Genomic DNA, 17,066 nt, shown 5'->3' on the forward strand with positions numbered 1-17,066 from the left:
TTGGCTTGTAAAACAATGACTCCCGCCCCATAACTAGCAGTATTACTAAGGTTTTTAAGAGCAATAAATTCTATGGTTAATGTCTCAGAATCGAGTCCTGTCGATGATAAAAAAGCCCGTCTTAAGCATCTGATTAAACGCCTGCCTAACTTGCCAGGGGTGTATAAGATGCTGGGTAAGAACGGCGATATATTATACGTTGGTAAAGCTAAGTCGCTAAAAAGCCGAGTAAATAGCTATTTTGCCAAAACGATAGATCATCCAAAGACACGGGCGCTAGTGGCACGGATTCACAATATTGAGACTATCATTACGCGTAGTGAGACCGAAGCGCTATTGCTCGAGCAGAATCTAATCAAAGAGCACCGTCCACCTTATAACGTGCTGCTGCGTGATGATAAATCCTATCTTTATGTGTTTATCTCAGCCGATAAACCTTATCCACGTTTGGCTTACGGTCGCGGTAAAGGCAATCACCAAAAGGGTCGATTCTTTGGCCCGTTTCCCTCTGCACATGCGGCAAAAGAAACGCTAGTGTTGATGCAGAAGATGTTTCAAATGCGTCAATGTACCAACACCTTTTTTAAGCAGCGTCAGCGTCCTTGTCTGGAGTATCAGATCAAACGTTGCCGTGCGCCTTGTGTCGGCTTGGTATCGCCAGAAGAGTACGCAGAAGACGTGAATAATACCATCCGTTTTTTAAAGGGAGATTCTAGCGATATTCATAGTACGCTGATTGAAAAGATGGAAGCGTCAGCTGAAGCGTTAGATTTCGAAAAGGCGGTATTTTATCGCGATCAGCTGTCCATGTTACGTGAAGTACAAGCAAGGCAAGCGGTTTATACCGTACAAGGTGAGGCAGATGTGATTGCGATTGCCAGTCAAGCTGGCATGACCTGTGTGAACGTGCTGACGGTACGTGGTGGACGTGTATTGGGCGGGAAAAACTATTTCCCAGATGTGGATAGTAGTGAGTCGCTAGCAGACAATTTATCAGCCTTCATTACGTCATTTTATTTCCAAGTGACCGATGATTTGCCTGCCGAAATCATATTGAGCCATCAGATACCAGATCAGGTGGCAGTGAGTGAAGCATTGGCAACGCACTTTGGCAATAAAGTAGTCATCAAGACCAATGTACGCGAACACCGTTCAGAGTGGCTAGACTTAGCAACACTAAATACCAGTAATGCATTAAAAACCAAGCTTGGCGATTACTTAGAGCTGCACGCACGCTTTGGTGCACTAAAAGACGTACTGGTGACTGTCACCGATCGGACGATTGATCGCATTGAATGTTTTGATATCTCTCATACGATGGGTGAAGCGACCATTGGTAGCTGCGTGGTGTTTGACCAAGGTGGCTCGCGCCGTCGCGATTACCGTCAGTATGCTATTCATGACATCGTAGGCGGTGACGACTATGCAGCAATGAAACAAGTGCTGACTCGACGTTATAAAAAGCAGCCATTGCCGGACTTGCTATTGGTTGATGGTGGTAAAGGTCAGCTTGGCATTGCTAAAGAAGTATTGACTGAATTGGGTATTCTTGGGGACACTTTGCTCATTAGTGTGGCAAAAGGGGAAGGGCGCAAGGCTGGGCTTGAGGTATTGCACTTTATCGATCACGAACCGTTAGATCTACCGATGGATAGCAAAGCATTGCATTTGCTGATGCATATTCGTGATGAGGCGCATCGTTTTGCGATTACTGCTCACCGTAAAAAACGCGATAAGCGTCGCTCGTCATCAGTGCTAGAGGTAATACCGGGACTGGGTGAGAAACGTCGTCGTGACTTGCTCAATCACTTTGGTGGTATGCAGCAGCTGCTTGGTGCTTCGCAGCAGGAGTTGGCAGGTGTACAAGGTATCGGACCAGTACTCGCAAAAACGGTGTATAAAGTATTGCACGAGTAATGGATTAGATAGTATCAACCAGCAGTCTTTATAGATTGTCTATAAATAAAGCTGTGTGGAGATTAAACAAAAGAGGGGCAGTCTTAGATAATTTTACTTATCCAAGACTGCCCCTTTTTCAATAGGCTTTTACTACTTATCAGTTTCTACTTTATAAGTGGTAAATCTAAAGCTTAAATCGCTTTTTTCATCGTGCATTTGCTCAGATTCGTCTGCTACTTTAAAGCGTTCTGGCAACTCAGGATAAAATGCATCGCCGTCAACAATGTCGGTATCTACATGAGTCAGCTCAATACGGTCCGTATACATCAGAGCATCACTAAATACTCGCTCACCGCCAATCACCCAAATCGTATCGAGATGCGCACCATGAGCAAGGCTAGCTGCTTGTGTCAGAGCATCGTCTAGGTTGTGTACCACATAAGCATTGCTGCTATCTGCAAGACCTTTCGTCTCAGCATAATCCATCTGTGTCGTAACAATAAAGCTCACACGCTTTGGTAATGGTTTGCTACCCATCGACTCAAATGTCTTACGACCCATGATCACAATACCTTGAATCTTACTATCATTTTCTTTGGTCGTCATGCTTTTGAAATGTTGCAAATCTGCTGAGATATGCCACGGTAGCTCATTGTTTTTGCCGATACAGCGATTGCTACTAATAGCAGCGATTTGGGCAACTTCGGTATGGGCATAGCTCATAATATATCCTTTTTATTATATTCTTAAATTTTGCTTTTATTTAGCGTAGTTAACCAGACTAACTTTATACGGCAACTTTTGCTTTGATAGCAGGGTGCGACTCATAGTCGTTGACACTAATGTCTTCGTACTCAAACGCAAATATGTCCTTTACTTCATGGTTCAAAGACAATGTCGGCAGTTTATATAGCGAGCGAGTCAGCTGTAGCTCGGCTTGCTCACGATGGTTTTGGTAAATATGACAATCACCACCTGTCCAAACAAACTCTCCAACTTCTAGACCACATACCTGCGCGATCATATGAGTCAATAGCGCATAGCTCGCAATGTTAAAAGGCACGCCTAGGAATAAGTCAGCCGAACGTTGATACAGCTGGCATGACAGCTTATTGTCTGCGACAAAGAACTGAAATAACGTATGACATGGTGGTAGGGCTACTTGCTCTGCCTCACCTGGATTCCAGCCAGAAACAATCAAACGGCGCGAATTCGGATTGGTCTTTATCTGTTCAACGACCTGTGCGATTTGATCGACGCCATCAGCGTTATAACTGGCATCTTCATTTTTGGTCGCGCCATAGTTACGCCATTGATGACCATAGATAGGACCCAAATCGCCAGCAGGTCTGTTAAAGCGTGCGGTCTGTTCTGCTGTCGCCCACTCATTCCAGATACGAACGTTATTCTGTTGTAGATAATCGACATGAGTGCTGCCACTTAAAAACCATAATAGCTCATAAGCGATAGATTTAAAGTGAACTTTTTTGGTCGTTAGCAGTGGAAAGCCTTCTGCTAAGTCAAAGCGTAGCTGCGCGCCAAAATGGCTAAGCGTACCAGTACCAGTACGATCGCCTTTTTCAGTGCCATTGTCGAGAACGTGGCGTAGCAAATCAAGATAGCCTTGCTCGTTATTACTTTGGGTGCCATTGATCATAAAATGCTCTTTAGTTACTGCTGACAGCGCATACAGGCTAAATGGGTAGTCGATATATACACTGTCATTATTGAAAGTATTGCTAGGATAAGCGTTTTGACAGCTTACCCTATTTTAAGTCATCAACCTTTATCACAAAAGGGTAGGCTTAATAAGCAGCTTGCTTACCCCAGTCGTAGATGCCGCGTTTGTAAGCGTAACCGATCAAGAACAGACCAATAATTATCATTGGGGCGCTTAGTATCTGACCTTTGGTCATCCAACCTAGCAAGATGAATCCTTGGTCGATGTCTGGCTGGCGGAAGAACTCAATGATGAAACGGCTAAAGCCATAACCAAGCATAAAGACACCGGTCACTGCCATACGAGGACGGGGCTTCGATGAGTACCACCACAAGAATAGAAACAACAGGAGACCTTCTGCAAGGGCTTCATACAATTGCGACGGGTGACGAGGCAACAGGTACTGGCCATTGACTTCAGTCATAAGGTCTTGTAGTGCAGGATTAGCTTGTAGCTGCTGCATATCAACACTAGCGGCCTGCGGGAAGTAGGTCAACCAGTTGTAGCCACCGTCAGAGACGCGGCCCCATAGCTCGGCATTGATGTAGTTACCAATACGTCCGAACAATAAACCAGTTGGTACACAGGGAACGACAAAATCGAGCACTTGGAAAGGTGTCTTTTTATATTTGCGGGCAAAATACAGCATACCCAACATGACACCAATCAGGCCACCATGGAACGACATACCGCCTTCCCAGACCTTGAACAGATAGGCAGGGTTTTGAAGCAGTTCACCGAACTGATAAAACAGTACATAGCCGACACGACCACCTAATATCACACCAAGTGCGCCAAAGAACACTAGGTCTGAGACCATATCTGTCGTCCAGCCTTCACGCTTGGTACTGCGATACCACGCCAGTCCGTAGGCTGCGGCAAATGCCAACAAATACATCAGCCCATACCAATGGACTTCGACAGGCCCAACTGCTAATGCTACAGGATCGTACTGAGGATGAATCATCATAAGGGCATCATAATATTGATAATAAAATGCTGACTATAATAGCAAATTTCGTTCGCTGGGCATACATAATTGCTCTGGTGCTAATCAGAGTGTATGAGTAATTTGAGTTTTTGAGATGGTACAGAATGTATAGGCTAAGAGTCAAAAAATAAGAAGTGAGGTAAAAAAGTGACTTTAATTAAGGAGTGTTTTCGTGATGATATGTAATCTTGGTAGCTAGCAGCTTGAGATAAAAGTGCCATTTTTAGCATTATCGAGCGTTCACTACCAATTTGTATTATTACATCTATTATTAAAAGAAATTAGATGGCGACTAGATCTTGTACGTTATTTTCGACCATCGTATCGCCTGCGCCTTGTGAGACTACCTTGCCGCGTGATAGTACCGTGTAATTGTCAGCGAGCTCTTCAGCAAATTCATAGAACTGCTCAACCAGCACAATGGCCATGTCACCTTTATCCGCTAAGTCGCGCAGGACGCGGCCAATATCTTTGATGATAGAGGGCTGAATACCTTCAGTTGGCTCGTCTAAAATTAACACAGTCGGCTCGGAGGCTAGGGCACGGGCGATAGCAAGCTGCTGCTGCTGACCACCAGACAAATCACCACCGCGCCGATGTTTCATCTCATCGAGTACGGGGAAAATATCGTATAAATACTTGGGTACATGTTTGGCCTTACTGCGTGAAAACTTGGCCATACCAATTAGAATATTTTCTTCGACCGTCAATGTCGAAAAAATATCGCGTCCTTGTGGTACATAAGCTAGACCTGCTCGGACACGTTGCTCGGGAGACATCTTGCTGATATCTTTATCATTGAGCAGAATCTCTCCTGATTTAATCGGTAGTATCCCCATCAAACATTTAAGTAGCGTAGTTTTGCCCACGCCATTGCGTCCAAGTACCACGCTGCACGCGCCTACAGGCGCTGTAAACGAGACGTCTCGTAAAATATGACTGCCGCCGTAGTACTGGTTGATGTCGTTCACTTGTAACATGGCTGTCTCCTAAACTCTAAAACTTTTCTAATATTTCAAAGGGAATATTCGTTTGGCTCGTCTAGATGATTCGTTCGGCTATCGACCTAAGTAGGACTCAATCACTGCTTCATTGGCTTGTACTTCCGCTAATGTACCTTCGGCCAAAATCGCTCCTTGTGCCAATACCGTGACTTTTTCACTGATGGCATCGATAAAGGTCATATCATGCTCAACCACGACCAAAGTATGGTTCTTTTTGAGGCGTAGACACAGCTCGGCGGTATGCTCAGTTTCTGCATCGGTCATACCTGCCACTGGCTCATCAAGCAGAATTAGCTTGGGACTCTGCATCAGCAGCATGCCAATCTCTAACCACTGTTTTTGCCCATGTGAGAGCAAACCAGCTGGCTTGTTGATTTTGTCGGTCAGGCGAATTTGTTGTAGGGTCGCGTCGAGGGTATCGCGAGTATCGGCATTGAGTTTGTTGAATAAGCTTTTGACCACACGTTTGTCTTTCGGCGCAGCAAGTAACAGATTATCCATCACCGTAAAATTTTCAAAGACAGTAGGTTTTTGAAACTTACGGCCGATACCTGCTTCTGCGATCTCTTCGGTAGATAAGCTGGCAAGATTATGAGTCTGACCAAAAAACACGCTGCCTTCCGTAGGGCGGGTTTTACCTGTAATGACATCCATTAGCGTGGTTTTACCAGCGCCGTTGGGGCCGATAATACAGCGTAGCTCGCCTTCTTCGATATAGAGCGATAGATTGTTAAGTGCGCGAAACGAATCAAACCAGACACTCACATCTTCTAAGTACAGAGCAATACCATGGCTAAAATCGACGCCTGATTTTTTGGGGTGACTGAGACCGTCACGTCCATCAGTATGATCATATTCAGACAGCGCTTTGGTCGATTGTTCAGTCGATGGTGATTTATTATTTAGCATTATTGTTTCTCCTTTTTGAATCGATCGAACAAGCCCATAATGCCATTGGGTAAAAACAACGTCACGACGACGAATAGCCCGCCTAATATCAGTAGCCAAAACTCAGGGTAGGCGACAGTAAAATAGGTTTTTACCGCGTTTACCACACCAGTTCCTAAAATCGCGCCAATTAAGCTTCCTCTACCACCAGTCGCTACCCAGACGGCTATCTCAATCGAGTTCACAGGATTCATTTCACTCGGATTGATGATGCCTACTTGCGGTACGTATAGTGCACCTGCGATACCAGCGATGACAGCGGACAGCACCCAAGCGGATAGCTTGTACCACAGCGTACGGTAGCCCAAATACTGCAAGCGGTTTTCGCTGTCACGAATCGCACCAAGCACTCGCCCATAAGGTTGGTTCATTAAATGACGCAAACCCATATAAGAGACTAATAATGCTACGGCCGTGACAAAGCACAGCATAGAGCGGGTAGAAGCAGCGGTAATGTCATAGCCGAGAAGGGTGGTAAAACCAGTAAAGCCATTATTACCACCAAAGCCTGTCTCATTACGGAAAAATAGCAAGGCTGCTGCATAGACCATGGCTTGAGTGATGATGGAAAAATAAACGCCTTTGATTTTGGAGCGGAAGGCAAAGAAACCAAAGATAAAAGCAACCAAGCCAGGCACTAATACGACCAGTGCGACTGCCCACCAAAAATGCTGCGTGCCAGCCCAGTACCATGGCATCTCAGTCCAGCTCAAAAATCGCATAAAATCAGGAAGCGCGTCGCCCGCTGTCTCACGTGTTAGGTACATGCCAAACGCATAACCACCCAAAGCAAAATACAAGCCATGTCCCAAGCTCAAAATACCGGCATAGCCCCAGACGAGATCTAGTGCCAAAGCCACCATGGCTAAAGCCATAATTTTGCCAATCAGGGTAATCCAGTAGGCTGAAAGGTGAAAGGCTGAGGTCTCTGGCATAAGATGTAGCCAAGGTAGTATCAGTAGTACAGCAAAACATAAGCCAATTAAAACAGCACTACGCGGCGTATCAGACAGTAATTTGGTCAGTATCATAGGAGTCTCCTTATTCGACAAAGCGGCCTTTGAGTGCAAATAAACCTTGTGGCCGTTTCTGAATAAACAGAATCACAAGAACCAACAATACAATCTTTGCCAATACTGCACCGATACCAATCTCAAGTACCGTACCGCTCACACCAAGTCCTAAGGCGGCCAATACTGCGCCCCATACTTGTCCGACACCGCCAACGACGACGACCAAAAACGTATCAATGATATAAGTTTGGCCCAAATCAGGACCGACGTTGCCTACTTGGGCAAGTGCACAGCCAGCCATACCAGCCAGCCCAGAGCCCAAACCAAATGCCATCATATCGATACGTGCAGAGGGGATACCGACAGCACGTGCCATCTGGCGATTTTGAGTGACAGCTCGTATAAATAAACCAAAGCGGGTTTTGTTGAGCAAGTACACCAGTAGCGCCACGACAATGACGGTAAAGCCAATAATGGCGATACGGTTATAAGGCAGTACGAGGCTTGATGACACTTGGTACGCGCCGCTTAACCATGCCACGTTACTGACTTCAACGTTCTGAGCACCAAAAATCATCCGTACCAACTGCATCAAAATCAGACTGACGCCAAAGGTCGCCAGCAAGGTCTCTAGCTCGCGGCCATATAGCGGACGAATCACGATACGTTCAATAATCATGCCGATGATGGCACTGACTAAAAAAGCAGCTGGAATAGCAGCAAGCAAATACCAACCAGCCATATCTGGCATGTAAGCTTGAAAGAAGTTTTGCACCATATAAGTGGTATAAGCACCAATCATAATTAGCTCACCGTGCGCCATATTGATAACGCCAAGTAAGCCAAAGGTAATGGCAAGACCAAGCGCCGCTAGCAGTAAAATACTAGCGGTACTCATGCCAGTGAAAATATGCCCCGTCCATGTGCTGATTTCGATACGCCGTGACACGCTAGATTCAGCATCGATAAGCGCTGCTTCAAGTGCAGAATCTAAATTATCAGCGGCAAGGGCAGACTCGATATCGACCAATACTTGTGGGTTATCACTATCTGCAAGTAGATTGACCGCTGCAATCTGAGTGGGTAGGTCGCCGTTTTTGAAATCAATACGAGCTTGTAGTGCCGTTAGTGCTTTTTGAACTTTAGCGCTGTCTTCATTTGCCGCTGCTGTCGTAATAATGGCTGGATCTACTTGGTCAATATTATCGGCTAAAATCTCTACAGCTTGTAGGCGCTGTGCTGGTTTGTCAGATTCCAGCTTTACCTTGGCTTGACCAAAGATGAGCGCTGAGCGTAGGGCATTGGTCAGGGTGATTTGTGATAAATCACTAGGCCAGTCCGCCGTTTCTTTTTTATCAGGATAAGTAAACAGCTGGTCATCTTTATTAAGTAGATACGTTTGCCCACCGTTGCCTTGATATAGCTCATCATTGGCAATAAATTCAACCAAACTATCTAAACTCTCAGCGGATCCTGGCCAATCACTTAGCATGGCTTGACGCTTACTAAAATCACCCGCCACAAATTGTTGAATGGCATCACCTGAATTTGTAGTTGCTGTCGAAATATTTGAGATGCTGGCTTGAGTAGAAGTGGCTACGTTGACAGGTGTGACCAAGGATTGCTCACTATGAGCGGTATCCGTATCGTGGTCATGTACTTGACCATCATGATCGGCATACGCCATGGTTGTAAAAGTTGTTATACATAATGCCATCAATGCAAGTAATCGCAGAGGCGCATAAATTGAAAAACGAGCCGCATACTGCATGACTTCACTGGCTGATGCTTGTGGGTTATTTCCATTTTTGGACGATGTTTGCCCTACAAACGGGCGTAAAGTATGGTGCTGCATGTGCGGCTCCCTGTTTTTCACAGACAACAAACCCTTAGCTTCTACCGCCTAGCGTACTAAGCGATAGAAGAGTTGATAAGGTTTGGTGTTATTTAAAGGTTAAGAATAAGTGTTGAAAATAAATATGAAAGTAGGCTTTAGGATTGTTATTAGTGTCGTTTATCCATCCGCCTACTATTCAGTTACTATCCATGTGATTTTCAGTACCACTTTATTTGTAGGACAGGTTATTTAGGAATGTACTCGCTCCATGGCTGTGCTTGGATGACCTCAGGCGTTTTGAAAATCGTATCAAACTGTCCATCGGCACGAATTTGACCAATCATGACAGGCTTCCATAGGTGATGGTTTTCTTCATCCATTTTTAATGTATAACCTGAAGGTGCGTCGAACGTTTGTCCCGCCATGCTAATACGTACTTTATCGACATCAGTCGTACCTGCTTTTTCGACAGCTTGCTTCCACATGTTGATACCGACATAAGTAGCTTCCATTGGATCATTGGTCACGACTTTTTCAGCATTTGGTAGTTTTTGGTCCAATGCATACTGCTTATAGCGTTTGGTAAAGGCGCTATTGGTCGGGTTTTTGATCGACATAAAGTAGTTCCACGCCGCTAAATGCCCTTGTAGCAGACTGGTATCGATACCGCGTAGCTCTTCTTCACCGACTGAGAATGCCATGACTGGAATATCTGACGCTTTGATACCTTGGTTGGCAAGCTCACGATAGAACGGAACGTTTGAGTCGCCATTAATGGTCGAGATAACCGCGGTCTTTTTGCCCGTTGAGAATTTTTTGACGTTAGATACGATGGTTTGATAATTGCTGAAACCAAATGGTGTGTACTCTTCCATGATGTCTGCATCAGCCACGCCTTTTGATTTCAAAAACGCCTTTAAAATCTGGTTGGTGGTGCGTGGATAAACGTAATCAGTACCTAACAACACAAAGCGCTCTGCACCGCCGCCTTCTTCGCTCATCAAGTACTCTACCGCTGGAATAGCTTGCTGATTTGGTGCCGCACCAGTGTAAAAGATGTTTTCTGACTGTTCTTGCCCTTCGTACTGCACTGGATAGAACATCAACCCGTTTAACTCTTCAACCACAGGTAATACAGATTTGCGTGATACTGATGTCCAACCACCAAAGATGACATCTACTTTGTCTTGAGTGAGTAGCTGACGTGCTTTTTCAGCGAATAGTGGCCAATCAGAAGCAGGGTCGACAACTACTGGTTCGAGTTGCTTGCCGAGCACGCCGCCATTGGCATTGATTTCATCAATCGTCATCAACGCGGTATCTTTTAGAGAGGTTTCAGAGATGGCCATGGTGCCAGATAGCGAATGTAGAATGCCGACTTTGATAGTGTCGCCATCAGCAGCAGGCTCGGTGGTTGTTTCTGTGCTGGTTTCAGTTGTAGTCTCTGTTGATGCTGCAGTTTCGGCAGGTTTTTGACAACCAATAAGACTTAAGCTGCCAACGACGGCCACCGCTAGTAACGAAAAACGTGATTTGATTTTTTCGTGTGATTGAGGGTCTACTACTTGAGTGTTGGCTAAAATTGGTAACGAAAACATGGACATCTCCTAATAAATACAAAAGGTAAAATAATGTTCCTGAACAACCATTAAGAGTTCAAGTTCCGTGCCAAGTTAAAAAAGCCAATAATAGAGTAATAATTGAGCAATAATTAAGTTCTGATTAATATATTCATTAATTTAGTGCAGGATGGTAAATAAATTGCACCATAAAGGGGAGATGAACAAAAAAATGGTGCAATACAGAAAACTAAGTTTTTAAAACTGAATAGCTGCCACATGAAGAGATTTATCGATAAAGGCGCTGTTTACTAAAAATGCTGTCTGTCAAAAGCATTTATTGCCAAAGACCTGCAAAACGGCTACGGTAATATCTCTAAGATAGTTACTATTTTGCGCTTTGAGCCAATGCGTGGCTGCCATGATGGATTTTACTGCTAAGGAATGATGTATGAACGCACAATTAACGGATTCGCCTGTCTCAACAGACCATGGCAGCGTATTATCGCCACTTAACCAAATGACTAGATTTGCTATCCTGCCATTTGTACTTGGTAGTAGTGGCATCTTGGGATTGTCTTCGGCGCAAGCGGCCACCAGTAGCGTCGAGCAAGTGACCATTTATCAGGGGCTGGCGAGCGTGACGCGCGCATTGCCTATCACAGGTAGCGGTGAGCAAACGGTTGTGTTTTCGTGCCTGTCACCTTATATGGATAAAGAAAGCCTAAGCGTACAGGTGACAGGTAGTGTCAACGTTGGGGAAGTCAGTATCGAAGAGTTGACAGGTGAGCAGGCAGCCCAGTGCCAATATCAAGGTGACGCCAAGGTACAGACGCAGCAAAATACCTTAGCCAATATCAATGCTGAGTTAGAAGCTGCACGATTAGCAAAGGCCTACTTGCAAAATCTGACCAAAGCCACGCAAGTCAATACAGATAGCACGATTGCCAATAATGCCCGCGATATAGAAACTCAAGCGACTAGTATTAACCAAAGAATTTTAGAGATTCAACAGCGACAAGTGCGTGCCCAAGACGCACTGAACCAACTCATGGCAGGCAGCGCGACATCGACCTTTAACAAGGTGACACAGGTGAGTGTACGTACGGCAAGCCGCTCGCCAACTAGTATTAAGTTGCATTATCAAGTGCAAGGTGCAGGTTGGGAGCCTGCGTATCAAGCTCGTCTAAACACAAATAGTGACCAATTAAGTATCACAGCCTCTGCGATTATTGCTCAGCAAACTGGCGAGAACTGGACAAACGTACCACTAACACTTAGTACCGTTAATCCCAATCAAAGTACGACGGGGCAACTGCCGTATGTGCAGCGTCTGTCATTGTATGAAGAGAGCGAAGATGCTCGAGTAAGACGTGAGCTACCTATGATGGATGCGTCCCCTGTTATGATGGAAGAGCCTGCTTATAACAAAGGAGCAGGGGCAGCTATGGCACCGCTACCTAATTTTGCGGTCAGTAGCCAAAACAAGAATGGCATCATCGAGTATCGTTTACCGCAGTTGGTCAGTATTCCGAGTGACGGGAGACGCGTACGAACAGTGATTGGGGAGCAGACAGGTAATAGTAAGCTCTGGATTCGCAGTACGCCAAGTGTTGAGACTGCCGCCTACTGGTATGCGTCAGCGCCGTTTTTGACACCGGACTGGGTCGATGGTTCGCTACAGTTGTACCGTGATGACAACTATGTAGGTCAGTCACGTTATAATTATCAAGTGCTAAAAGAGCAGGGGATTGGATTTGGTCGTGACTCAAATATGCTCGTAAAAGAGCTGACCAATGAAGATAAGCAAGGTGAGAAAGGTGTGCTAAACCGTACGCAAACACTGACGACCACCAAAGCCTATCAATTTACCAATCAGCACAATCGTAGCGTACGCTTGCAAGTACTGGGCAGTGAGCCTATCAGTCGTGACGATAGTTTAAAAGTTGCGGTGACTCATACGCCGCCTGTAACTGAGCGAGATTGGAATGACAATCAAGGCATGGTAGCGTGGGAGTTTGACTTACCAAGTAAGCAATCACAAGTAATACGTTCAACCTCTCAAATCAGTTATCCTGCCAATAAATTATTAACTGGCAATTAATGAGCACTGCCTGTAAGTGCTACCTTATTAATAAGTAAAGTCTGAAATAATATCTTTGCCTCTATTAAGAATTACCCGCATAACGAAAATTATTATAAAAGGAAAGCTATGTGTATTGTCGCTATTGCTTGGCAATTATTTGATGAGTTACCGCTAGTACTACTGTCTAACCGTGATGAGTTTTTGCAGCGCCCAACTGAGCCGCTCCACCAGTGGTCTGACCAACCTATCTATGCTGGACGTGATAAACAAAGCGGTGGTACGTGGTTAGGCATTCATCAGCAAGCATCGCCAGCGCAGAGTCCAGAGTATTATGAACAAAATGGTCGTTGGGCTGCGGTATTGAACTTTCGTGATGGGGTGCAGGCAAGCAGTGATGAGCGATCGCGGGGCGCGTTGGTCACTGAGTTTTTAACAGGAACTCTAAGTCCAATGAATTTTGCACGGCAGATTGATTTGCAGGATTATGCGGGCTTTAATCTGATCATTGGTGACGCTGCGCAAGCTGTGATCGTCAATAATCGTGGTCATGCACCCACGCCATTGTATTCAGGTCTACATGTTATCTCTAATGGACAACCAGAGGACAGCTGGTTTAAGACAGAGCGGTTGCGCGGGCGACTACGTCAAGAAGTACTGCCATTGATTGCAGAGGATAGCTCGCCTGCGTACTGGCAAGCGGCGGCTTTTAATGTCTTGTCAGATAGTATCAAAGCACCAGAAGACAAACTGCCTATTACTGGCGTGGCATTTGAAGTGGAGCAGATGTTATCGTCTGTTTATATTGAACCCGTCGCTTTTGGCGATACCAAAACCAGCAAACCTACTTATGGTACCCGCACTCAAAGCATCTTAACGTTGCGCAAAGAGAGAGATACGGGATCAAACTACACGGCTGACATTATTAGCCGAGAGTTTGACAATCCATAATCATAGTCACTAACAATGACTATTGGTAGATAATAAAAAACACCCACGGTAATTGCTAACATTCTAGCTACTATCGTGGGTGTTTTGCATCGTACTATTAAGTGACTCATTACATCAGCAAGTGATTATTTTGCTCAGGAATGATCAGCTCTTGCTTTAGCGGGAGTTCGCGTACCAATTCTTGCAAGGCACGACGATAAACGCCTCGTTTAAAGTGAATCACTTGTCCGAGTGGATACCAGTAGCTGACCCATTGCCAATGGTCAAATTCGGGTTTCCCTTCATCAAAGCGGATATGTTGAGTATTTGGCTCATCTAAGCGTAGCAAAAACCATTTTTGTTTTTGCCCAATACATAAGGGATGCTGACCATGACGTACATAACGTTTTGGCAAACGATAGCGCAGCCAGTCTTGCGTGACTGCCAATAAGTCTACATGACGCGGATGTAAGCCGACCTCTTCCCAGAGCTCGCGATACATTGCATCGATCGGCGTCTCCCCGCGGTCGATACCACCCTGCGGAAATTGCCAAGCGTTGTGACCAATACGTTTTGCCCACAGAACCTGCCCTTGTGTATTTGCCAAGATGATGCCGACGTTGGCGCGAAAGCCGTCTGCATCTATCATGACTAAACCTTTTAATTTGTTTAAAAATAGCTTGTTTTGACTTGAAACCGTGACAGCAATCGTAATTATTATAAGGTGATTGTTATCGATATCCGCTCAAAACAAGATTCATTACCGTTATTAAACCAAGAAACAAGCAAAATGTGTAACAGTATTTTGCTATAAAATGTTTCACGAGTTTTACCTTTTAAAATCAACCATTTATAAGCAAACTTTTGTAGGTTTTTATACGGAATTTTTAGGCAAGAGTTGAAGAGTCGTAATAGGCGGATGAACATACGATTATTTAGTAAACTATCGAACTCCAATATTTCGATATGTATAAAGTGATAAAAGTACAGATTTCACTGGTGAGCTAGCAGCAAAACAATGAGCCTATAAAATCTTGCTTTGGCTTATGCTACACTAGCTGGGTAATATATCATTCACACAATAATAATAGGCAATACGCCATTTAAAATAAGGAACATCTGCAATGTCAGAATCAAAAGCAAGCGTCATATGGCAAGAGAACAAAGCCTTTATGGGTGTGTCACCATCAGGACATAATGTACAAATCGATGCTGATAAAGAGAAAGGCTCAAGCCCAATGGAGCTGATTTTGCTAGGACTAGGTGGTTGCGCCAGTTATGATGTCGTAGAGATTTTACAAAAATCGCGCCAAGCAGTGACAGATGTACGTTGTGAGCTAACCGCCCAGCGCGCTGAAACCGTACCAGCGGTCTATACCGATATTCATATGCATTTCATTGTCACTGGTCAAGATGTCAAAGAAAAACAAGTCGAAAAAGCTATCCAGTTATCAGCAGAAAAATACTGTTCTGCCAGCCGTATGTTAGTAGCAGGTGGGGTCAATATCACCCATGATTTCGAAGTGGTTGCAGGCTAGGGACTTATATAATGATAAGTGCATTTTTTGAGTTGGTAACTGATAAAGTGGCGTCTGCCATTTTAGCCATGGTGGTAGCAAGCCTACTGCCATGGGCGGTGTCAATCGTTGCAAAAGTATCTGGTGGCTTTAGAGTCAGAAATAATGCACATCCTCGCGAATTTTTTCAAAATGCGACAGGCATGGCAGCACGGGCTAATGCAGCACAACAAAACAGCTATGAAACCTTGCCAGTATTCTTGGCAGCAGTGATAGTCGCTATGCTGTTCTTTGTACCGCAATCGATTATTAACGTATTGGCTTGGTTGTATGTGATGATACGAATTGGTTTTTGTGTAGCATATATTACTAATTTGGCAATGTTCCGCTCTATCCTCTGGGTATTATCAATGGCATGCTGTCTAATGCTATTTTATTTAGCGATACGAGTCAGTGTATAGCGCCACCCATCCATACTTATCAAATACATTAGATCAGAATAGGTGATTGTTCTTGAACACTCGCTTGTAGTGCACGAATAATCACCGCTTTATTTTTCTCTCGTTTAATGCCTTCCCACACTGTTTGCGCCTCAATATAGCCTTTGGTGAGCATACCTAGCCATTGCTTATAGCGGCCGACCAACACCACATCGTTCTTTGCTTCCCCTTCTAAAAACTTGATCTGATGCCCGATTAAATCTTGCCATAACAATGTAGCCGTATTCTCTCCGCTGTCAGTACTGTTTTCAGTACAATTATCAACCTGTGCCACTAAATCAGGACGCGTTACTGCGCCGCGACCTAACATTAAATGCTGTGTACCTGCTTGCGTCATACAGTTTTGCGCATGCTCAAAGTTCCAAATTTCTCCATTGGCAATGACAGGAATATTGAGCGCATTAAAACTTTGAATTTTGTCCCAGTAGGCGGGCGGCTTATAGCCTTGGGTTTTAGTGCGTGCATGAATGGTGAGCCAGTCGGCGCCACTGTCGTTAATTGCGCCGCGGATATCATCCATTCGGCTAGTATCGGTATAGCCCAGACGAATTTTAGCTGATACTGGTATATGAGTGGGCACAGCTTGGCGTACGGCACTGATAATCTGATACATGGCTTCAGGTTCATCTAACAATACAGAACCACCACGATGGCTGTTGACCGTTTTTGCTGGACAGCCAAAGTTGATATCAATAGCAGGCGCGCCAAGCTCACAAGCGTACGCGGCGTTTTCTGCCATAAGCTGCGCTTCGCTACCCAAAATCTGTACATGAATGGGCGTACCAGAGGCTGTTTTGGCATCATGATGTAGCTCAGGCACATATTTATAAAACACATGCGCAGGTAAGACGTGCTGAGTGATGCGAATAAACTCACTGACCGACCAATCATAAGGACGACCCAAGTCAGACGCAATTTGGGTTAAGATTTGGCGCATTAATGGATCGGTCAAGCCCTCCATAGGTGCGAGCAAACGCACGGGAGCTGCAAATAACTGATTAATAGTATTTTGACGTGTTTGAAGTTGCTGGCTATTATTCATGCTGGTAATTCACTGCTAAAGGG

General features: G+C 44.8%; 15 protein-coding genes. 5 read left to right on the forward strand and 10 right to left on the reverse strand.

Translation table 11 applies throughout. The annotated features are described in order from the left end of the window. Nucleotides 1-72: 72 nt before the first annotated feature. A complete protein-coding gene (uvrC, locus tag QL886_RS09585; RefSeq protein ID WP_290178532.1) occupies nucleotides 73-1,917 on the forward strand; it encodes an excinuclease ABC subunit UvrC in 1,845 nt (614 codons plus the stop codon). A gap of 132 nt (nucleotides 1,918-2,049) precedes the next feature. On the opposite strand, the gene QL886_RS09590 is transcribed toward uvrC, so the two are convergent. From QL886_RS09590 to urtA, 8 genes are all read right to left on the reverse strand, one after another. Beyond that, on the reverse strand, nucleotides 2,050-2,622 hold the full coding sequence (locus QL886_RS09590) for a dihydrofolate reductase (RefSeq protein WP_290178533.1): 573 nt from the start codon (nucleotides 2,620-2,622) through the stop codon (nucleotides 2,050-2,052). Nucleotides 2,623-2,686: 64 nt separating this feature from the next. Continuing rightward, complete coding sequence (locus tag QL886_RS09595) at nucleotides 2,687-3,556, reverse strand: thymidylate synthase (protein WP_290178534.1); 870 nt, start codon at nucleotides 3,554-3,556, stop codon at nucleotides 2,687-2,689. A 148-nt stretch (nucleotides 3,557-3,704) separates the two neighbouring features. Further along, nucleotides 3,705-4,589, reverse strand: coding sequence for a prolipoprotein diacylglyceryl transferase (lgt, locus tag QL886_RS09600; RefSeq protein ID WP_057761969.1), 885 nt, complete (start codon nucleotides 4,587-4,589; stop codon nucleotides 3,705-3,707). A 302-nt stretch (nucleotides 4,590-4,891) separates the two neighbouring features. Further along, a complete protein-coding gene (gene urtE, locus QL886_RS09605; RefSeq protein ID WP_290178535.1) occupies nucleotides 4,892-5,590 on the reverse strand; it encodes an urea ABC transporter ATP-binding subunit UrtE in 699 nt (232 codons plus the stop codon). A gap of 78 nt (nucleotides 5,591-5,668) precedes the next feature. After that, nucleotides 5,669-6,478, reverse strand: coding sequence for an urea ABC transporter ATP-binding protein UrtD (gene urtD, locus QL886_RS09610; protein ID WP_057762671.1), 810 nt, complete (start codon nucleotides 6,476-6,478; stop codon nucleotides 5,669-5,671). A 44-nt stretch (nucleotides 6,479-6,522) separates the two neighbouring features. After that, entirely contained in the window at nucleotides 6,523-7,593 is a 1,071-nt protein-coding gene (gene urtC / locus QL886_RS09615) for an urea ABC transporter permease subunit UrtC (RefSeq protein ID WP_194364997.1), read from the reverse strand. Nucleotides 7,594-7,603: 10 nt separating this feature from the next. Next, nucleotides 7,604-9,346 carry an urea ABC transporter permease subunit UrtB gene (urtB, locus tag QL886_RS09620; protein WP_290178574.1) on the reverse strand — a complete coding sequence of 581 codons (1,743 nt, stop codon included), beginning with the start codon at nucleotides 9,344-9,346 and terminating at the stop codon, nucleotides 7,604-7,606. A 311-nt stretch (nucleotides 9,347-9,657) separates the two neighbouring features. Continuing rightward, entirely contained in the window at nucleotides 9,658-11,010 is a 1,353-nt protein-coding gene (gene urtA, locus QL886_RS09625) for an urea ABC transporter substrate-binding protein (RefSeq protein WP_290178537.1), read from the reverse strand. A 412-nt stretch (nucleotides 11,011-11,422) separates the two neighbouring features. Here urtA and QL886_RS09630 point away from each other — a divergent pair, with 412 nt between their 5' ends. Together QL886_RS09630 and QL886_RS09635 are read left to right on the forward strand one after the other, a co-directional pair. After that, nucleotides 11,423-13,075 (forward strand): DUF4139 domain-containing protein, encoded by a 1,653-nt coding sequence (locus QL886_RS09630; protein WP_290178538.1) that lies wholly within the window; start codon nucleotides 11,423-11,425, stop codon nucleotides 13,073-13,075. A 108-nt stretch (nucleotides 13,076-13,183) separates the two neighbouring features. Then, nucleotides 13,184-14,005, forward strand: a complete 822-nt coding sequence (locus tag QL886_RS09635; protein ID WP_290178539.1) for an NRDE family protein — start codon at nucleotides 13,184-13,186, stop codon at nucleotides 14,003-14,005. 109 nt (nucleotides 14,006-14,114) lie between these two features. On the opposite strand, the gene QL886_RS09640 is transcribed toward QL886_RS09635, so the two are convergent. Beyond that, entirely contained in the window at nucleotides 14,115-14,633 is a 519-nt protein-coding gene (locus QL886_RS09640; RefSeq protein ID WP_290178540.1) for an RNA pyrophosphohydrolase, read from the reverse strand. Between the two features lie 475 nt (nucleotides 14,634-15,108). Here QL886_RS09640 and QL886_RS09645 point away from each other — a divergent pair, with 475 nt between their 5' ends. Continuing rightward, a complete protein-coding gene (locus QL886_RS09645; RefSeq protein ID WP_114701777.1) occupies nucleotides 15,109-15,522 on the forward strand; it encodes an OsmC family protein in 414 nt (137 codons plus the stop codon). A 14-nt stretch (nucleotides 15,523-15,536) separates the two neighbouring features. Next, entirely contained in the window at nucleotides 15,537-15,962 is a 426-nt protein-coding gene (locus QL886_RS09650; RefSeq protein ID WP_290178576.1) for an MAPEG family protein, read from the forward strand. 28 nt (nucleotides 15,963-15,990) lie between these two features. On the opposite strand, the gene QL886_RS09655 is transcribed toward QL886_RS09650, so the two are convergent. Then, nucleotides 15,991-17,043, reverse strand: a complete 1,053-nt coding sequence (locus QL886_RS09655; protein WP_290178541.1) for a tRNA-dihydrouridine synthase — start codon at nucleotides 17,041-17,043, stop codon at nucleotides 15,991-15,993. Nucleotides 17,044-17,066: the final 23 nt, after the last annotated feature.

This window comes from Psychrobacter sp. APC 3281, assembly GCF_030407815.1.
Lineage (GTDB): Bacteria > Pseudomonadota > Gammaproteobacteria > Pseudomonadales > Moraxellaceae > Psychrobacter.